The sequence below is a fragment of the Streptomyces sp. NPDC048277 genome (assembly GCF_040652235.1).
Taxonomy (GTDB): domain Bacteria; phylum Actinomycetota; class Actinomycetes; order Streptomycetales; family Streptomycetaceae; genus Streptomyces.
Genome location: NZ_JBEZLQ010000012.1, coordinates 38,367 through 54,737 on the forward strand (window position 1 = coordinate 38,367; position 16,371 = coordinate 54,737).

General features: G+C 72.4%; 14 protein-coding genes. 8 read left to right on the forward strand and 6 right to left on the reverse strand.

Going from position 1 to position 16,371, the window contains the following annotated elements:
* Positions 1-11 precede the first annotated feature (11 nt).
* On the reverse strand, positions 12-980 hold the full coding sequence (locus AB0D85_RS25285) for an AraC family transcriptional regulator ligand-binding domain-containing protein (RefSeq protein ID WP_362324230.1): 969 nt from the start codon (positions 978-980) through the stop codon (positions 12-14).
* Positions 981-1,219: 239 nt separating this feature from the next.
* Between AB0D85_RS25285 and AB0D85_RS25290 the strand changes: the two genes are divergently transcribed.
* A complete protein-coding gene (locus AB0D85_RS25290; protein ID WP_362324233.1) occupies positions 1,220-1,891 on the forward strand; it encodes a pyridoxal 5'-phosphate synthase in 672 nt (223 codons plus the stop codon).
* Between the two features lie 10 nt (positions 1,892-1,901).
* Here AB0D85_RS25290 and AB0D85_RS25295 read toward each other — a convergent pair whose 3' ends face one another.
* The 3 genes from AB0D85_RS25295 to AB0D85_RS25305 are packed head-to-tail and all read right to left on the reverse strand — an operon-like array spanning position 1,902 to position 3,889.
* Entirely contained in the window at positions 1,902-2,786 is an 885-nt protein-coding gene (locus AB0D85_RS25295) for a GNAT family N-acetyltransferase (RefSeq protein ID WP_362324240.1), read from the reverse strand.
* A 40-nt stretch (positions 2,787-2,826) separates the two neighbouring features.
* Positions 2,827-3,441, reverse strand: a complete 615-nt coding sequence (locus tag AB0D85_RS25300) for a GNAT family N-acetyltransferase (RefSeq protein ID WP_362324243.1) — start codon at positions 3,439-3,441, stop codon at positions 2,827-2,829.
* Positions 3,442-3,484: 43 nt separating this feature from the next.
* Positions 3,485-3,889 carry an OB-fold domain-containing protein gene (locus AB0D85_RS25305; RefSeq protein ID WP_362324246.1) on the reverse strand — a complete coding sequence of 135 codons (405 nt, stop codon included), beginning with the start codon at positions 3,887-3,889 and terminating at the stop codon, positions 3,485-3,487.
* A 224-nt stretch (positions 3,890-4,113) separates the two neighbouring features.
* Between AB0D85_RS25305 and AB0D85_RS25310 the strand changes: the two genes are divergently transcribed.
* From AB0D85_RS25310 to AB0D85_RS25335, 6 genes are all read left to right on the forward strand, one after another.
* Positions 4,114-5,709, forward strand: a complete 1,596-nt coding sequence (locus AB0D85_RS25310) for a subtype B tannase (RefSeq protein ID WP_362325033.1) — start codon at positions 4,114-4,116, stop codon at positions 5,707-5,709.
* A 292-nt stretch (positions 5,710-6,001) separates the two neighbouring features.
* Positions 6,002-7,183 carry an NAD(P)/FAD-dependent oxidoreductase gene (locus AB0D85_RS25315; RefSeq protein ID WP_362324249.1) on the forward strand — a complete coding sequence of 394 codons (1,182 nt, stop codon included), beginning with the start codon at positions 6,002-6,004 and terminating at the stop codon, positions 7,181-7,183.
* A 161-nt stretch (positions 7,184-7,344) separates the two neighbouring features.
* Entirely contained in the window at positions 7,345-8,871 is a 1,527-nt protein-coding gene (locus AB0D85_RS25320) for an FAD-dependent oxidoreductase (protein ID WP_362324252.1), read from the forward strand.
* Positions 8,872-9,011: 140 nt separating this feature from the next.
* Positions 9,012-11,243 carry an acetate--CoA ligase family protein gene (locus AB0D85_RS25325; protein ID WP_362324255.1) on the forward strand — a complete coding sequence of 744 codons (2,232 nt, stop codon included), beginning with the start codon at positions 9,012-9,014 and terminating at the stop codon, positions 11,241-11,243.
* A gap of 31 nt (positions 11,244-11,274) precedes the next feature.
* The gene (locus AB0D85_RS25330) at positions 11,275-12,093 is read left to right on the forward strand and encodes an enoyl-CoA hydratase-related protein (protein ID WP_362324258.1); all 819 of its coding nucleotides are present in this window, start codon (positions 11,275-11,277) and stop codon (positions 12,091-12,093) included.
* Between the two features lie 82 nt (positions 12,094-12,175).
* Positions 12,176-12,784, forward strand: a complete 609-nt coding sequence (locus AB0D85_RS25335) for a flavin reductase family protein (protein WP_362324261.1) — start codon at positions 12,176-12,178, stop codon at positions 12,782-12,784.
* Here AB0D85_RS25335 and AB0D85_RS25340 read toward each other — a convergent pair.
* The gene (locus tag AB0D85_RS25340) at positions 12,781-14,091 is read right to left on the reverse strand and encodes an MFS transporter (protein ID WP_362324264.1); all 1,311 of its coding nucleotides are present in this window, start codon (positions 14,089-14,091) and stop codon (positions 12,781-12,783) included. The two genes, AB0D85_RS25335 and AB0D85_RS25340, sit on opposite strands and share 4 nt — an antisense overlap.
* A gap of 71 nt (positions 14,092-14,162) precedes the next feature.
* Between AB0D85_RS25340 and AB0D85_RS25345 the strand changes: the two genes are divergently transcribed.
* Positions 14,163-15,203 (forward strand): helix-turn-helix domain-containing protein, encoded by a 1,041-nt coding sequence (locus AB0D85_RS25345; protein WP_362324267.1) that lies wholly within the window; start codon positions 14,163-14,165, stop codon positions 15,201-15,203.
* Here AB0D85_RS25345 and AB0D85_RS25350 read toward each other — a convergent pair.
* Positions 15,090-16,364: an MFS transporter gene (locus AB0D85_RS25350; RefSeq protein WP_362324270.1), complete on the reverse strand. Its 1,275-nt coding sequence runs from the start codon at positions 16,362-16,364 to the stop codon at positions 15,090-15,092. The genes AB0D85_RS25345 and AB0D85_RS25350 overlap by 114 nt on opposite strands.
* Positions 16,365-16,371 lie beyond the last annotated feature (7 nt).

Genomic DNA, 16,371 nt, shown 5'->3' on the forward strand with positions numbered 1-16,371 from the left:
AGTGGTTTGCGTTACTTCGCCGTCCATCTGCGGCGGGCGCGGCGCAGTGCGCGGGCGTCGGAGTAGCCGAGGCGGGCGGCGGGGGTGCGGGGCCGGGCGGCGAGGAGTTCCTGCCGGGCGCGGTCGAGCTCCTGCCGCCAGGTGGTGCCGGCTTCCGCGAGCCGGCGTTGCAGCGTGCGGGAGCTGGTGAGCAGGCGGCGGGCGACGGCGTCCAGGGAGGCGTCGTTCTCGGCGAGGGCGACGGCGAGGGTCTGCCGTACCCGGTCGGGCCAGGTGGTGGGCCGGGGTGCGATACGCGGCAGGGAGTCGGCGTAGCGGGTCATGAGCGCGGCGAGCGCCGGGTCGGCGGTGCGCAGCGGCAGCCGTAGGTCGGCGGCGCGCAGCCGGACGCTGTCGACGTCGGCGCCGAAGGTGACGCGGGTGGTGCCGAGGGCCCGGGCGAGCCCGACGGAGCGGCGCGGGGGCGGCTGCCGCAGGGTCACCTCGACGGCGTCCACCCGCCGTCCGGTCGCCCAGCGGGCCCGGCCGAGCACGTCCGCGATCCCTATCTGCACGGCCAGTTCCTTGCCCCGCCCCTCCTCCTCGGACAGGAAGATGCCGACGCGGACGTCCGGTTCGGCGCCGCCCAGCGGGACGTACTTCCCGGCGCCGGTGATCAGGTTCTGGTACCTGACGGTGGTCGCGAGCCCCTCGGCGAGGGTCGGCCCCGAACTGAACAGGTAGTCGTAGACGCCGAGTTGGCCCTGCCGGAAGGTGCTGCCGATGCGCATCACGGTGTCCGGGTCGGCGTTGTGATGCTCGGCCAGTTCCAGAGTCCGCAGAAAGCACTCGTTGGAGACGGTGGTGACGGTGCCGGGACCGTCGTCCACCGCCCAGTCCGGAATCCGCGCCTCCAACGCCAGCCGGCGCGCGTCCCGCAGACCGTGTGCCGCACGCGCGAGCACCATCTTCGGCAGGGCGAGCGAGTACACAGCGGCCACCTCACAGCGCCTGTCCGGCGATTGGCACGTTCGGTCAGCCGCCGACATGTTCGGTCCTCCCCGAACAGCTCCCCAGCGTCGCACTGTTGGCACTGCCCCGGTGCCGCAGGGGAGCACCGGGGCGTTAGAGGTTCGGCAAAAACTCGGGGAGACAGCGTGCCGGAACGCTCGGTCGCGGCGGCGGCGCCCCCTGCCCCGTCCTACCGGTGTCGCGCGGCCGTCCGCGTGATACTCACCCCATGGCAGCAACGGATCTCCACGCACTCCTCAGGCAGCTCCGGGTCTGGGACCCCGGGACGACGGAGCTACGGCCCTTCGACCCGGCGCAGGCGCCCGCGGCCCCGCTTCCCCTCTTCAGCACGTGGTTCGCGGAGGCGGTGACGGCGGGGCAGCCGGAGCCGCACACCATGTCGCTGGCGACGACGGACGAGGAGGGCCGGGCAGACGTACGGATCGTGATGCTGCACGGCGCGGACGCGGCCGGCTGGGCCTTCGGCACGCATGTGACCAGCCGGAAGGGGCACGAGCTGAGCGCCCACCCGTACGCGGCGCTGGCCTTCTACTGGCCGGTGCTGGGCCGCCAGGTCCGGCTCCGGGGCCCGGTCACCGCGGCCCCCTCCCAGGAGAGCCAGGCAGACCTGCACGCCCGCTCGACAGGCGCCCTGGCGGCCGCGCTCACGGGCCTGCAGAGCGGGGTCCTGCCCTCGCTGGAGGAGTTGCGGAAGGCGTCCCGGGCGGCCTGGGAACGGGCCCGCGCCGACCCGGCCGCCCCCTCCCCGACCTGGACCCTCTACCGGCTGCGCCCGGAGGAGATCGAGTTCTTCCAGGGCGACCCGGAACGACAGCACGTGCGGCTCCGGTACGTCGGGGAGGCGGACGGGAGCTGGCGGAAGGAGCTGCTGTGGCCTTGAGCGGCGGCTCTCAGGAAGTCCGCTCCCCGAAGTCGTACACCGCCCAGTCCGCCACCTCCCGGTAGCCGATGCGCTGGTACAGGGCGTTGCTCGTCGGATTGGCGAGGTCCGTGAAGAGGAGGAGCTCGCCGACCCCTCCGGCGAGCGCCGCCCGGCCGGCCTCCGCCGTCACCGCGCCGGCGTAACCGCGGCCGCGCAGGTCCGGCGGGGTGTAGACGGGCGCGATCCGGGCCTGGCCGGCGACCGTCGGGGTGACGCCCGCCATGGAGACGGGGGTGCCGTCGGGGGTCTCCCAGAGGGTGACGCCGCCGTACGAGAGCCGGAAGTCGGCCCAGTCCCCGCCGCCCTGGGCGGCGTGCACACCCGCGTCGGCGTTGAACCCGTCGTACCAGCGGATCAGCAGCTCCCGGTCCGCCTCACCCGCGACCCGCGCCCGCCCCTGGGGCATCGGCGACGGGTCGGTCAACTCGACGAGCCGGTACAGCCGTTGGCGCTCGCTGAGCCGCGCGGGCATCCCCGTGCGCCGCTCCCACACCGCCACGAACGCCTCCGCCGTGGCGCGCTCGGAGGAGAAGCCGGGCACCGGGTGGCCCAGGTCGAGGAGGTCGGAGACCAGCGTCTCGGTCTCGGCGGCCGTCAGCCGGGTGGTGCGCAGCGAGAACGGCGGGGTGTGCAGCAGCGCGGCGCCCACGCCACCGTCCGCCCGGACCAGGTGCCCGAGCAGCGGGGCCTGGTCACCGTAGGCCCGCGGCCCCTTCCGGCGCAGTTGCTCCGTCACCGTCAGATGGACGGTGTGCAGATCGGGACGCGAGTGAAGGAAGTCCCGGGAACGGGCGAGGAATTCCTCGACATCCGAGGTGAAGTGCCAGCCGGATGCGTGTCTTTCGGGGGCCATGGTCGATGGTCGCGTCCTATCGCCTTGTCCCGCACCCGAATTAGGGCGCTGTGGCGGTCCCGGGGTCCGTCGCGAGGCGGGCGTGCAGGTGTACGTCCCGGAACGCGTCCTGCCGGCCCGCCTCGAACATCGCGCCCCTCAGCGTCCCCTCGTACGGGAAACCGCAGGTCTGCGCTATGCGGCAGGACGCCTCGTGGCCGAGGGCGTGTCCCAGCTCCAGGCGGTGCAGGCCCAGCTCGGTGAAGGTCCAGCGGGCGGCCAGGACCAGGGCGCGGGTGGCGACCCGGCGGCCGCGCGCCTCGGGCAGCACCCAGTAGCCGACCCGGGCCGACCGGGACACCCGGTCGATCATGTTGATACCGATGTGACCGAGGGTCGTACCGCTCTCCGCGTCCGTGATGCGGAACGGCGCGCAGGTGCCGTCGGCGGCCTGTTCCCGCTGCCTGACCATGGCGGCGCGGGCGCCCGCGAGGTCCGTCTCCAGCTTGAGCGGGGTGTTCCAGCGGCGGAAGTCCGGGTCGGTACGGCCGCGCAGCCAGGCCTCGGCGTGGGCCTGCGCGTCCGGGTCCCAGCGGTCGAGCCGCAGGTCGTGACCGCGACCGTACGGGATGGCGGAGGTGCGGTGGGCGGAGGGCTGCTCGTCGGTCTGGGCCATGGGGCCATTGAAAGCCCTGCGCCGGGTGGTGGCCCAGCCCGCCTCAGTCCGCCGCGGGGCGGAACACCGGCACGCCCTCCCGGAAGGCGACTGTCAGGTCCAGACCGGCGCGCGGCTCGGGTGCGTCCACCAGCTCGGTCATCATGCGCGGGCCCTCGGCCAGGTCGACGACGGCGGCGACGTACGGGACCCGGCCGCCGAACGGCGGGAGGTCGTTGCGGTGGACGACGGACCAGGTGTAGAGCGTCGCGCGGCCGGTCGCGGGCTCCCAGATGACGTCCTCGCTCCAGCAGTGCGGGCAGAACTCCCGGGGGTAGTGGTGGGCCCGGCCGCAGGAGCGGCAGCGGCGCAGCAGGAGCCGTCCCTCGGCCGCCGCCTGCCAGTAGGGGCGGGTGAAGGCGTCCGGCTCGGGGAGGTCGAAGCGCCGCTCGGCGGTCGTCGCATCCATGAATCTGACGTTATGTCAGATGGAGGGAAAAGCCCAGAGCCGGGTGGGAACCGGATGGGAAGGGGCTGTGCATGCCCCATGCCGCTGTGGGGCACCCATGAATCCCGTAGAATTGTTGACGATTTTGTTGATACTCGCATACGTTCGCAGCCGCAAGGCCAAGGAGTCAGCAGACGAGGGGCAGCAAGGTGAAGCACACGGCAGTGAAGCGCAGGACGATCGTCATGGGCATCGGCGCCACGGCCGGTGTCGCGGCGGTGGGCGGCATCGCGCTCAGCGCGCAGGCGTCGGGCACCTCCTCGTCGGGCTCCTCGGACTCCCTGGCGTTCGACCCGGACGCCTACACGAAGCTGACCAAGACCATCACGGACACGGAGGGCACCGAGCACTCGGTGACCTACCACTTCTGGAAGGCGATCACCTATGTCGCCAACCCCGTGGACGAGACCTACCAGTCCCTGATCGTCAGCGCCCCGGTGGAGATCGACGGCACGGCGGTCGACCCGACGGACGCCCCGATCCTGCTCGCCAACTCCATCGGCGGCTACATGCCCTCCTCCGTGGCGGACGCCACCGAGGTCGGCGGCGGCGGTTCGGCCATGGGCGGCGGCGCGGCCCCCAGCGGTGCGGCCCCCAGCTCCTCCACCAGCGCGGCACCGGGCGCCAACGGCAACACCAACGCCACCGGCGGCGCCACCTCCAGCAACCAGCTCCTCGCGCTCGCCGCCGGGTACGTCGTGATCGAGCCCGGCGCCCGCGGCCGTACCCTCAAGAACTCCGACGGCGAGTACTACGGCACCGCCCCCGCCGCGATCGTCGACCTCAAGGCCGCCGTCCGCTACATCAAGGCGAACAAGGGCGTCATCCCCGGTGACGTCGAGCGGATCGTGTCCGCCGGTACGAGCGCGGGCGGCGCCCTGTCCTCGCTGCTCGGCGCGTCCGGCGACAGCCCGATCTACGACAAGTACCTGAAGGAGCTCGGCGCGGCCGACGCCTCCGACGCGATCTTCGCGGTCGGCGCCTGGTGCCCGATCACCGACCTGGAGCACGCCGACGGCGCCTACGAGTGGAACTGGGGCGCCAACGACCTCTCCACCGGCAAGCAGGTCGACCAGACCGTCTCCAAGGAGCTGAGGGCCCAGTTCGCCGAGTACCAGGCGGGCCTCAAGCTGCGCGGCCTGAACGGCTTCGGTCCGCTGAACGCCCGCAACTACGACGACTACCTGGTCGAGCAGTATCTGCAGCCGTCGGCCACGAAGTACCTGACGGACCTGTCGGACTCGGACCGCGAGACGTACCTCTCGACGAACACCTTCATCACCTGGTCCGGCGGCAAGGCCGCCTTCACCTGGGACGACTTCCTCACCCACGTGGGCGCCCGCAAGAAGGACACCCCGGCCTTCGACGCCTTCGACCTGTCGGCCGGCGAGAACAATGAATTCGGAGCGGGTACGACCGAGACCCGCCACTTCACGGCGTACGGCGCGAAGAATGACTCCACCGGCCTCAGCACCAAGCGGGTCGCCGCCGACATCCCCGAGAAGCTCAGCCTGATGAACCCGATGTACCACCTGGTGGAGAGGGTCAACGACAGCCGTTCCAAGCACTGGTGGATCCGCCTCGGCACCAGCGACTCCGACACCTCGCACGTCATCTCCGCGAACCTGGCCGCCCGCCTGGACAACCTCGGCGACGACGTGAACCACCTCTACTACTGGGACCAGGGCCACGGCGCCAACACCGACCCGGGTGACTTCATCACCTGGATCGCGAAGGTGACGGGCTCCGGCAAGGGCAAGAAGGGCAAGCGGAACCAATAGGCCGCCGCGGAAGTAAGAAGCTCTCACAATCGTGATGGCGCTCTCGAAGCCGCGATAGCCTCCCCGAACGCGGTGTCCTTTCCCGTCTGTCCAAGGACACCGCCCACCCGTGACGTCGGGCCCCAGCGCACCGGGGCCCGACGTCACGGGCCTTTCTTTTTCACGGATGAGCACAGATGAGGTGGGCTACGCCACAAATCCCACCCACTTCTCCTACGGGTGTGATCAATTCGCAACCAATTCCGGTCTTGACCGAGACCCATCAACGTCACCTGTGATTACGCTCCCGCTCATGGCCGTGTTCCCCCCTACCGTCTCGCCCGTCTACGTCATCGGCGCCGGCCCCGGAGGGCTCGCTGCCGCGTACGCGCTGCGAGCCCGGGGCATCCGCGCCGTGATCCTGGAGAAGTCCGACGACGTCGCCGCGTCCTGGCGCCGCCACTACGACCGTCTCCACCTCCACACCACCCGCCGGCTCTCCGCCCTGCCCGGGCTGCCCATGCCGCGCCGCTTCGGCCGCTGGGTCTCCCGCGACGACGTGGTGCGCTATCTGGAGAAGTACGCCGAGCACCACGAGCTGGAGATCGTCACCGGCGTCGAGGTCTCCCGCGTGGAGCGCTCGCCCGACGGTGCCGGCTGGCTGCTGCACGCCTCCGGCGGGCGTGAGCTGACCGGCTCCGCGGTGGTGGTCGCCACCGGCTTCAACCACACCCCGCGCATCCCCGACTGGCCCGGCCTGGACGGCTACGGCGGCCGGTTCCTGCACGCCGGGGAGTACCGCAACGCCGAGCCCTTCGCCGGCCAGGACGTCCTCGTCGTCGGCACCGGCAACACCGGCGCCGAGATAGCCGTCGACCTGGTCGAGGGCGGCGCCTCGCGGGTACGGCTCGCCGTCCGCACGGTCCCGCACCTCGTGCGCCGCTCCACGGCGGGCTGGGCCGCCCAGTACAACTCGATCCTGGTACGGCGCCTGCCGACGGCCCTCGTCGACCGGCTCGCCCGGACCATGGCCAAGGTCAGCGTGCCCGACCTCGCCGCCCAGGGTCTGCCCCGCCCCGACTCCGGCCTCTACAGCCGGGTCAAGCAGGGCTCCATCCCGATCCTGGACGTCGGCCTCATCGACGCGGTGCGCCGGGGCAAGGTCGAGATCGTGGCCGCCGTCGACGGCTTCGAGGACGGCAAGGTCGCCCTCGCCGACGGCACCCGCGTCTCCCCCGACGCGGTGATCGCCGCGACCGGATACGTCCGCGCGCTGGAGGGCCTGGTCGGCCACCTCGACGTGCTCGACGACCGCGGCCGCCCGGTCGCCCACGGCCCCCGCACCCCGAAGAACGCCCCCGGCCTCTACTTCACCGGCTACACCAACCCGATCAGCGGCATGTTCCGCGAGATGGCGATCGACGCGGAGAAGATCGCGAAGGCGGTCGCGAGGACAGCCGCGAAGGCAGCCGCCAAGCGGCAGCGGGTGGCGTAGGAACCCTCAACCTCCTTACGTACGGGCGCCGTTACTCATGTGACTGATGTGACAGGAGCTGTTTGTTACCGGCGGTAGCCCCTTGCGTGCGCGCGGGACCAGAATGTGAGCCCTGCTCAACTTTCCGGCTCCACCCCTCTCGCTCATCACGGAGGACGCACGTGGCACGTGAAAGACAGCTCTCCCCCCGGCCCGCCCCCGCGAGGTCCCTCTCCCGCCGTTCCCTGCTCGGCGGTGCCGCCGCCGGGGCCGCCGGCCTCACCGCGGTCTCCGCCGGTACGGCAGCGGCGGCGACCTCGGCCGCCTCCCGGACCGTCGACGTCGCGATCGTCGGCGGTGGCATCGCCGGGCTCACCGCGGCCCGCGACCTGGTGGCCGGCGGCAGGACGGTCGCCGTCCTGGAGGCCCGGGACCGGGTCGGCGGCCGGGTGGTGAACCTGAAGCTGGCCAACGGAGGCTTCACCGAGGGCGGCGGCGAGTTCATCGGCCCCACCCAGGACCGCATCAAGGCCCTCGCCGACTCCCTGGGCGTGGCGACCTTCACCACGTACAACACAGGCAACAACCTCCTCTACAAGGACGGCACCCGCACCCCGTACGACACCAGCGGTCTGCTCGGCTCGGTCCCGCCGGTGGACGCGGCCGGGCTCGCCAACGCGGCGATCGTGCAGTCCGAGCTGGACAGCATGGCCGCGACCGTGCCGGTGGACACACCCTGGACCGCCGCCAAGGCCGCCGAGTGGGACAAGCAGACCTTCGAGAGCTGGCTGAACGCCAACGCGATCGTCCCCTCCGCCAAGTTCCTCCTGGACCTGGCCTGCACGTCGATCTTCTCGGCCCAGCCCCGCGAACTCTCCCTTCTCTACGTCCTGTACTACATCGCCGCCGCCGGCAACGACTCCAACGCCGGCACCCTGGAACGCCTCACCGACACCGCGAACGGCGCCCAGGAGTCCCGCTTCGTCGGCGGCTCCCAGCAGGTCCCGATCAAGCTCGCCGCGACCCTCGGCGACCGGGTGGTGCTGAGCGCCCCGGTCCGCTCCATCACCAAGTCCGGCAGTTCCTACGTCGTCACGGCGGACGGCATCACGGTCACCGCGACCCGGGTCGTCGTCGCCCTGCCGCCCCCGCTGGCCGCCCGCATCAGCTACGACCCGCTGCTGCCGGCCGCCCGCGACCAGCTCACCCAGCGGATGCCGATGGGCTCGATCGGCAAGGCCATCGCCGTCTACGACACCCCCTTCTGGCGGGCCGACGGCCTCAACGGGCAGGCCGTCAGCGACTCCGGCGTGGTCCGCTCGACCTTCGACAACTCCCCGCCGGACGCCTCCTACGGGGCGCTGATGGGCTTCATCGAGGCCGACGAGATGCGGGCGTACGACGCGGCGAGCGAGGCCGACGTCAGGACCGCCGTGCTGGCCGACTACGTCAACTACTTCGGCAGCAAGGCCAAATCACCTACCTCCTTCGTGCTGCAGCGCTGGGACAATGAAGGCTTCTCACGCGGCGGTCCGGTGGCCTACGCGCCGCCCGGTGTACTGACCGAGTACGGTGCCGCGCTGCGCGAACCGGCGGGCGGGATCCACTGGGCCGGTACGGAGACCTCCACTTTCTGGACGGGCTTCATGGACGGGGCGGTGCGGTCGGGCGAGCGGGTGGCGAAGGAGGTGCTGGCGGCCCTCGGGTAGGGGCGGGAGCCGCCCGCGGCCGGGGTGCCGGTCGTTTTCGGCCTCAACTTTGCGTGCAGACCAGTTCCTGACGCAGTGTCAGTTCAGTAATCTGACACTGCGTCAGTTAATTGTGCTGTCACACAGGAGCGGGCGGAACGATGCTTGGATCAACCCACGGCACCCTCACCACCGACTCCCGCCGGGCCCGGGTCCTCGCCTGCGGTGAGCAGCGTCCGGGACCCACCGTCCACGGCCGGGCGGCCGACGTGGAGGACGAGCTGGACGTCAGCGGGCGGCCGCTGTACGCGGACGTACCCGATCTGGACAGGTTCTTCCGGCCCGAGTCCGTCGCCGTGATCGGCGCCTCGGACACCGAGGGCCGGCCCAACACCGGTATCACCCGGCAGCTGCTGGACTGGGCCGGGCGGGTCGGGGCCCGGGTGCACCCGGTGCATCCGACCCGGCCGTCGGTCTTCGGCATCCCCTGCGTTCCTTCCGTCGCCGGCCTGCCCGAGCAGGTCGATCTCGCCGTACTCCTGGTCGCCGACCCCCTTCCGGTGATCGAGGAACTGTCCGAGGCCAAGGTGAAGTTCGCGGTCGCCTTCGCCTCCGGGTTCGCGGAGACCGGCGAGGAGGGCGCGGCCGCCCAGATCCGCCTCGCGGCCGCCGTACGGCGCTCCGGGCTCCGGCTGCTGGGCCCGAACACCAACCTGAACGCCTTCGAGCGCTTCCGCGACGACCTGGACGGCCCGGCGATCGCCCTGATCACCCAGTCGGGCCACCAGGGCCGGCCCGTCTTCGCCGCCCAGGAGCTGGGCATCCGCCTCTCGCACTGGGCCCCGACCGGCAACGAGGCCGATCTGGAGACCGCCGACTTCATCTCCTACTTCGCCGAACTCCCCGAGGTCGGAGCCATCGCCTGCTACGTCGAGGGCCTCAAGGACGGCCGGGCCTTCCTGCTCGCCGCCGACCGCGCGGCCCGCCGCAGGGTGCCGGTGGTCGCCGTGAAGGTCGGCCGCACCGAGGCCGGCGCCCGCACCGCCGCCTCCCACACCGGCAAGCTGACCGGCGCGGACGACGTGATCGACGCGGCGCTACGGCAGTACGGGGTGATCCGCGTCGACGGCCTGGACGAACTCCAGGACACCGCCGCCCTGCTGGCCCGGGCACGGGCGCCGCACGCCGACGGGGTCGTCGTCTATTCGATCTCGGGCGGCACGGGCGCGCACGTCGCCGACCTGGCCTCCGGGCTGGGGCTCCGGCTGCCGACGCTGTCGCAGGCGCGGCAGGCCGAGCTGCACCAGTGGATACCGGAGTACCTGAACGTGGCCAACCCGGTCGACAACGGCGGGCATCCGGTGGGCGACTGGCGCGGCCGGAAGATCATCGACTCGATCCTCGCCGACCCGGAGGTCGGGGTGCTGATCTGCCCGATCACCGGCCCCTTCCCGCCGCTGAGCGACAAGCTCGTCCGGGACCTGGTCGACGCGGCCGAGGCCAGCGACAAGCTGGTGTGCGTGGTGTGGGGCTCGCCGGTCGGCACGGAGGCCGCCTACCGCGAGGTCCTCCTCGGCTCCTCCCGGGTGGCCACCTTCCGCACGGTCGGCAACTGCCTCACCGCCGTCCGCGCCTACCTCGACCACCACCGCTTCGTCCGCACCTACCGCTCCCCCTTCGACGAGGCCCCGCGCACCCCCTCGCCCTCCTACCGCAAGGCGCTCGCGCTGATGCGGCCGGGACAGCAGCTGAGCGAGCACGCGGCGAAGCAGCTGCTGCGCGCGTACGGCATACGGGTGCCGCGCGAGCAGCTGGTGACCAGCGCGGCGGCGGCCGTGCGCGCGGCCGGGCTGGTCGGCTACCCGGTGGTGATGAAGGCGTCCGGCGGGCAGATCGCGCACAAGACCGAGCTGGGCCTGGTGAAGATCGGACTGACCTCCGCCAGCCAGGTCCGGGATGCCTACCGCGAGTTGACGGACATCGCCCGCTACGAGGGGGTGACCCTCGACGGCGTGCTGGTGTGCCAGATGGTCGAGCGGGGTGTGGAGATGGTCGTCGGGGTCACGCACGACGACCTCTTCGGCCCGACCGTGACGGTGGGACTCGGCGGGGTGCTGGTCGAGGTCCTGCACGACGCCGCCGTACGCGTGCCGCCGTTCGGCGAGGAGCAGGCCCGGGACATGCTCGCCGAACTGCGCGGGCGGGCCCTGCTGGACGGGGTCCGGGGGCGGCCGCCGGCCGATGTCGAGGCCCTCGTCGAGGTGATCCTCCGCGTCCAGCGCATGGCCCTGGAACTCGGGGACCAGCTCGCCGAACTCGACATCAACCCGCTGATGGTGCTGCCCCAGGGGCAGGGCGCGGTGGCGCTGGACGCGCTGGCGGTGTGTCGCTGAGATGACGAACGAGACGACCACTGAGATGAACATGTCCAATTCCCCCGAAGAGCCGGAAATATCCGTTGAGTCATTGGTACTGCACGCCACTGACAATCGGGTCGCCCGCCTCACCCTCAACCGCCCCGAATCCCTCAACGCCATCACCCCTGACCAGCGGGAACGTGTCATCCGACTTCTTTCCGAGGCCTCCGCCGACCCGGAGATCGGAGCCGTGGTCATCACCGGAACGGGCCGGGGTTTCTGCGCGGGCGCCGACCTGCGCGGCGGCGCCACGGCCGAGCGTGTCCCCGGTGACGTGGCCCGCACCATCCGCCTCGGCGCCCAGCGCCTCGTCGCCGCCGTCCTCGACTGCGAGAAGCCCGTGATCGCGGCGGTCAACGGCACCGCCGCCGGTCTCGGCGCCCATCTCGCGCTCGCCTGCGATCTGGTCCTGGCGGCCGAGTCGGCCCGTTTCATCGAGGTGTTCGTCCGCCGCGCCCTGGTCCCCGACGGCGGCGGCGCGTACCTCCTCCCCCGCCTGATCGGGCCGCACCGCGCCAAGGAGCTGATGTTCTTCGGCGACGCCCTCTCCGCCCCGGAGGCGGAACGCCTGGGCCTGGTCAACCGGGTCGTGCCGGACGGGGAGTTGGCGAAGACGGCCCGGGAGTGGGCGGGGCGCCTGGCCATCGGCCCCACCCGCACCCTCGCCCTGACGAAGCAGCTGGTCAACGCGTCGCTGGACAGCGACCGGGCGACCGCTTTCGCCGCCGAGGCCGCCGCGCAGGAGATCAACATGACAACGCGGGACGCCCAGGAGGGGCTGCGGGCCTTCGTGGAGCGCAGAAGCCCCGGTTTCCAGGGCCGATGACAGCGACATACCGGCCGCATCCCTTGATTTACCGGCCGTATCCCTTCCCATCTGACGACCCGTCACTTTCAATGGAGGGGTGATGGGACACGCAGGGGCGGCCGCGGCCGCCGTCCGTTACCTCAGGTCGGCCCCCGCGCCGGGGCCCGTGGAGGCGCTGCCGCGCCCGGAGTTGCGGTGCGTGCGCGCGGACGAGCGGGCGCCGGTCGACCAGACGGAGTTCCGGCGGGTGCTGGGGAACTTCGCGACCGGGGTGACCGTTGTCACCGCACCGGCCGCCGAAGGCGATTCCACCCCCGCCGGTTTCGCCTGCCAGTCCTTCTCCTCCCTCTCCCTCGACCCGCCCCTGATCTGCTTCATGGTCGGCCGTACGTCGACCAGCTGGCCGCGCATCGCCCGCGCCGGCGTCTTCTGCGTCAACGTCCTCGGCGCCGGGCAGGGCGAGCTGTGCCGTGCCTTCGCGGTGAGCGGCGCGGACAAGTTCGCGGGCGTCAGGTACGACGCGGCCCCGGTGTCGGGCGCGCCCCGGCTGGCCGGTGCCGCCGCGTGGATCGACTGTGCGATCCACGCGGTGCACACGGGGGGCGACCATCTGATCGTGGTCGGACGGGTGAACGCGCTGGGCACGGGAGAGAGCCCCGTCGGACCGCTGCTGTTCCACCAGGGGCGGTTCGCCCAACTGGACGGCTAGACCCCCAGGGCGGGCACCGGCGCCACCGGTCGCCGCCGGATCACCAGGGCCATCAGGGCCGCCGCCGCGCACAGGGTGCCGGAGGCGTACCAGACCATGTCGTAGGTGCCGAAGACGTCGCGGGCGACACCGCCGAGGTAGGCGACGAGGGCCGCGCCGACCTGGTGGGAGGCGAGGACCCAGCCGAAGACGATGGCGCTGTCCTCGCCGTAGTGCTCCCGGCACAGGGCGAGGGTGGGCGGGACGGTGGCGACCCAGTCGAGGCCGTAGAAGACGATGAAGAAGATCATCGGGGGGTGGACCGTCGGGGCCAGCAGCATCGGCAGGAAGAGGAGCGAGACGCCGCGCAGGGCGTAGTAGACGGCGAGCAGGCGGCGGGGTTCGAAGCGGTCGGTGAACCAGCCGGAGGCGATCGTGCCGACGACGTCGAAGACGCCGATGACCGCGAGCAGCGAGGCCGCCGCCGTGATCGGCATGCCGTGGTCGTGGGCGGCGGGCACGAAGTGGGTCTGGACCAGGCCGTTGGTGGAGGCCCCGCAGATCGCGAAGGTGCCGGCCAGCAGCCAGAAGGGCCCGGTGCGGACGGCGGAGGACAGCACCGCGAGGGTGCGCCGGGCGGCCCCGGTGACCGGTGCCGGCTTCGGTATGAAATCGACGGCGCCGTACGGCTTCAGGCCCACGTCGGCCGGGTGGTCGCGCAGCAGCAGCCAGACGAAGGGGACGACCGCGAGGGCGGCGAGCGAGACGGTGACGGCGGCCGGGCGCCAGTCGTACGTCTCGACCATCCAGGAGAGGAGAGGGAGGAAGATCAGCTGCCCGGAGGCGGAGGCCGCGGTGAGGATGCCGCTGACCAGGCCGCGGCGGGTGGTGAACCAGCGGTTGGTGACCGTGGCGGCGAAGGCGAGCGCCATCGAGCCCGAGCCGAGGCCGACCAGCAGGCCCCAGCACAGCAGCAGCTGCCAGGCCGCCGTCATCCACACGGTCAGGCCCGAGCCGAGCGCGATGACGGTCAGGGCCACGGCCACCACCCGCCGTATGCCGAACCGGTCCATCAGGGCGGCCGCGAAGGGCGCGGTGAGCCCGTAGAGCGCGAGGTTGATGGAGACGGCCGCGCCGATCGTGCCGCGTGACCAGCCGAACTCCTGATGCAGGGGGTCGATGAGCAGGCCGGGCAGGGAGCGGAAGGCGGCCGCGCCGATGATCGTGACGAAGGTGACGGCGGCGACGAACCAGGCACGGTGGATGCGCGGGGAGCGGGGCGGCTTCGAGTCCGCGACGGCTGCTGCGGGTTCGGTTGTCTGGGTCACGCCATAAAGCTTCGGCCAGCGGATTCACTCCATCGAGTGGCCGGGAGGACAGTATTCGTTAGGATCGGGCCATGAGCAGTGGCCCCGGTTTCCGTCCGCACCGCGTCGTCGTCCTCGCCCTGGACGGCCTGCTCCCCTTCGAGCTGGGCATCCCGCACCGCATCTTCGGCCGCCCCAAGGACGCGCGGGGCCGGCCTCTGTACGAGGTCGTGACCTGCTCGATCCGGCCGCCGGGGCCGGTCGAGACCGAGGCCGACTTCGCGATCCACGTGACGCACGGCCCGGAGGCGCTGGCCACCGCCGACACGGTGATCGTCCCGGCGTCGTACGAGCTGGGCCCGGTCTTCGACGAGGGCGTCCTCACCCCCGAGCTGGCCGCCGCCCTGGCCCGGATCCGCCCCGGCACCCGGCTCGCCTCCATCTGCACCGGCGTCTACGTCCTGGCCGCCGCCGGCTACCTCGACGGCCGCCCGGCGACCACGCACTGGGCCCACGCGGACCACCTGCAGAAGCTGTTCCCGCAGCTGGAGGTGGACGCGGACGTCCTGTTCATCGACGACGGCGACGTGCTGACCTCCGCCGGGGTGGCCGCCGGCATCGACCTGTGCCTGCACATGGTCCGCCGCGACCACGGCACGGCCGTCGCCAACAACGTGGCCCGCAGCACGGTCGTGCCCCCGCACCGGGACGGCGGCCAGGCCCAGTACATCCACCGCCCGGTCCCCGACGCCCAGGTCGCCACCACCACGGCGGCCCGCGCCTGGGCCCTGGGCCGCCTCCACGAGCCCATCCAGCTCCGTGACATGGCCGAACAGGAGGCCATGTCGGTACGGACCTTCACGCGCCGCTTCCGTGAGGAGACCGGCGTCAGCCCCGGCCAGTGGCTCACCCAGCAGCGCGTCGAACGGGCCCGCCACCTCCTGGAGTCCACCGACCTCTCCGTCGACCAGGTGGCCCGCGACGCCGGCTTCGGCACCGCCCAGTCGATGCGCCAGCACCTACAGGCAGTGCTCGGCGTCACCCCGACCGCCTATCGCCGGACCTTCCGCACCGGGGCGAGCACCGGGGCGAGCACCGGTGCCCGCCACGGCGGCGTCGGCGCCCCGCGCTGACCTCCCGGCGCGCCGCACCTCACCCCACCAGCCGACCGCGCTGAGCAGCAGCGTCACCCCCACCCCGGCCAGCACGGCCGTGGACGGCGCCACCACCCGCAGCAGCGCACCGGCGAGGGAGCCGGTCGCCGCGTAACCGGCGCCCGCGGCCGCGTACATGACCGAGTACCCGGCGGCATGGGCACGCGCCGGAAGGGCCGCGCGCAGCGCCAGGTTGCGGGTGAGCATCGCGGCGGACTGGAGCATGCCGCCCACGACGAGCGCGACCGCGATGCCCGCCGTGTGCGGTATCAGCGCGGCGAGCGTCGTGCAGGCCGCCGTACCGGTCATCAGCAGCATGCTGTGGGTGCGCAGCCGGCCCGGCCAGGCGCGCAGGCCGTGCAGGAACGCGCCGAGCCCGCCGCCCACCGCCATCCCGGCCAGCAGCGGACCCGACCAGCCGACGCCGATCCCGCGCTGTTCGAGCAGGGCGGGCAGGACGAGTTCGGACAGCCCGAGCAGGGTCAGACTGGCGGCGCCCGTGACGTACACCGGCCAGGCACCGGCCAGCACGCGCGCGAGGGGTGCGTCGGCCCCGGCCCGCCCGCCCACGCCCCAGGCAGCCGGCAGGAACCACAGCCCGGCCGCCGACGAGGCCATGAGGACGGCCGCAAGCCGCAACGGGACGGCGGGGGCGGCCCCGAGGGCCAGACCGGCCACCGCGGCCGGGGAGGCGGCCCACACGGCGGCCGTCAGGATCGACTCGACGGACAGCGCCTGCGCGGCCGCACGCTCCGGGACCAGCGTGGTGAGCAGGGTCCGCAGGCCCCCGGTGGCGGCGGCCGGTGCGGCACCGGCGACGAACGCGAGCCCGGCGAGGACGGCCGGGTGCGCGTCGGGGAGGCCGCCGAGCCCCGCGAACGCCGCGGCCCCGACCGCGAGTCCGACGGCCAGGTGCAGCCGGGCGCGCTCGGGTCGCAGCCGCATCCCGAGCACGGGCGCGCACAGGATCTCGCCGATCACGTACGCCGCCGCGATCATCGCGCCCAGGGAGTAGCCACCGGGGCGCTCCCGCACCAGGAACACCAGCGCCAACGGGGCCATGGCGACCGGCATCCGGGCACCCACGGCGGTGCAGGCCCAGATCAGGACCTGTTTGGACACGACGTCTCGGTAGGGCATGGGACGA